The following is a 1877-nucleotide window of genomic DNA, read 5'->3' as shown; positions in this document are numbered from 1 at the left end:
TAATAGGAATGAAAGGCCCAAATTTTCTATAACTAGCTTTGTGAATAGCTTGGGCAAATAGTTCCTTTCCTGTACCAGATTCCCCTAATATTAATACTGTAGAATTTGATTGAGCCGCAGTTCTACCTAGTTTTTTTAAATATTCCATCTTTGGATTTCGAGTGATTATACTATCGAAGGTATATCTACTGTCCTGTAATCTCTCAATTTCACCTTTATATTCATTAATCTTGTTTTCCAACTCAATTAATTCCTTAGCCATCTCCCTTATATCACTGGCATCTCTAAATAGTACTGCTCCTACTGCTCCTATTATTTTTCCTCCACGAATAATAGGCACTCTATTAGCTACCATATCGTGGCCTTGTATCCTCTGAATATGCCTTATCTCTTTTTTACCAGTTTTCACGACTACATCTAATCTAGTATTTTCTATAACATCATTTACAGGTTTACCTATTGCATCTTCTTCTTTTATTCCTAGTAATTCTTCATAATTCCATTTTACAATTTTACCTTCACTATCTACCAATGCAAAACCTTCATATGCATATTCTAAAAGGTCTTCTATCATATCTAGACTCATCTTTTCCTCTAATAGCTGACTTTGAGAATCCTTAATATCCGTTATATCTCGAATTATGAATATATGACCATATATCTTTTTTTTAACCATATATGGGATATATTTTAACAATAGATGATTGCCATTTGAATTAAATTCTTCTTCTCTACTCTTACCATCTAATATAAAAAATTCTCTCATCTTTTCATTTTTAATAAAGTCTGGAAAAGAAATGGTTTTAAACTCTTTTTCTTCAATATTTAACATTCTTAAGATAGTAGTATTTCCATAGAAAACCTTACTATTAGTATCTACAACGAGTATCCCATCAAGAAGGGAATCTAATAAAAAATTAGAAAAATCTGAATCATAGGTTGGAAAATTCATAAAATCACTCCTAATTTATAGAACACCTCGCTTAAGGATAATATCTACAATCTTTTCAGAAGCTTTGCCATCTCCATAAGGATTTACTGCATTAGCCATTTTTTCATATTCTTTTTTATCTCTTATTAAAGTATCTATTTCCTTCAGTATCTTATCATAATCTGTACCTACAAGCTTTGCAGTGCCTGCTTCAATTCCTTCAGGTCTTTCCGTCTCTTCCCTTACTACCAAAACTGGTTTTCCTAAACTTGGTGCTTCCTCTTGTAGTCCACCTGAATCAGTGACCACTAGATAGGATTTAGCCATTAAATTAGTAAAAGGTTCATAGTCTAGTGGTTCTATCAAATGAACTCGCCTATTTTCTTTAAATATCCTATTAGCTATTTCTCTAACTTTAGGATTTAAATGAATAGGAAATACAACTTCTACATCTTCATATTCTAAAGCTATTTGATTTATGGCAGAGAATATATTCTCCATAGGCTTGCCAATATTTTCTCTCCTATGGGAAGTCAAAAGTATTACTTTCTTTTCTCTATAGTTTATCCCATTTAGCAAAGGTAATTGGAATTTATAGTCCTCTTTCACTGCATACTGTAATGCATCTATAACCGTATTCCCTGTAATAAATATTTTGTCTTCTGGATATCCTTCTTTTAATAGGTTGTCTCTATTGGTATTAGTCGGTGCAAAGTGAAAATCTGTAAGTATCCCCGTAAGTTTCCTATTTGCTTCCTCTGGATAAGGGGAATATAAATTCCCTGATCTTAATCCTGCTTCAACATGTCCTATTTTTACCTTTTGATAAAAAGCTGCTAAAGCTCCAGAAAATACTGTACTAGTATCTCCTTGAACTAATAATACATCTGGCTTTACTTCCATTATTACCTTTTCTAATCCTGCTAAAGCCTTCATAGTAATCTCT

At 32.0% G+C, this 1877-nt stretch carries 2 protein-coding genes; both read right to left on the bottom strand.

Annotated features, from left to right (window positions below):
• Positions 1 to 952, bottom strand: a 952-nt coding sequence (locus VK998_RS08830) for a PAS domain S-box protein (protein WP_325227739.1), incomplete at its 3' end; no start/stop codon positions are given.
• Between the two features lie 15 nt (positions 953 to 967).
• Positions 968 to 1877: non-hydrolyzing UDP-N-acetylglucosamine 2-epimerase (gene wecB, locus VK998_RS08825; RefSeq protein WP_325227738.1), on the bottom strand; the 910-nt coding region annotated here is incomplete at its 5' end.

It is taken from the genome of Schnuerera sp. (genome assembly GCF_035459645.1).
In the GTDB taxonomy this organism is placed as follows: Bacteria; Bacillota; Clostridia; order Tissierellales; family Tepidimicrobiaceae; genus Schnuerera.
The sequence above is the reverse complement of the archived record's forward strand: the minus strand, read 5'-3'. Positions and strand labels throughout refer to the sequence as shown.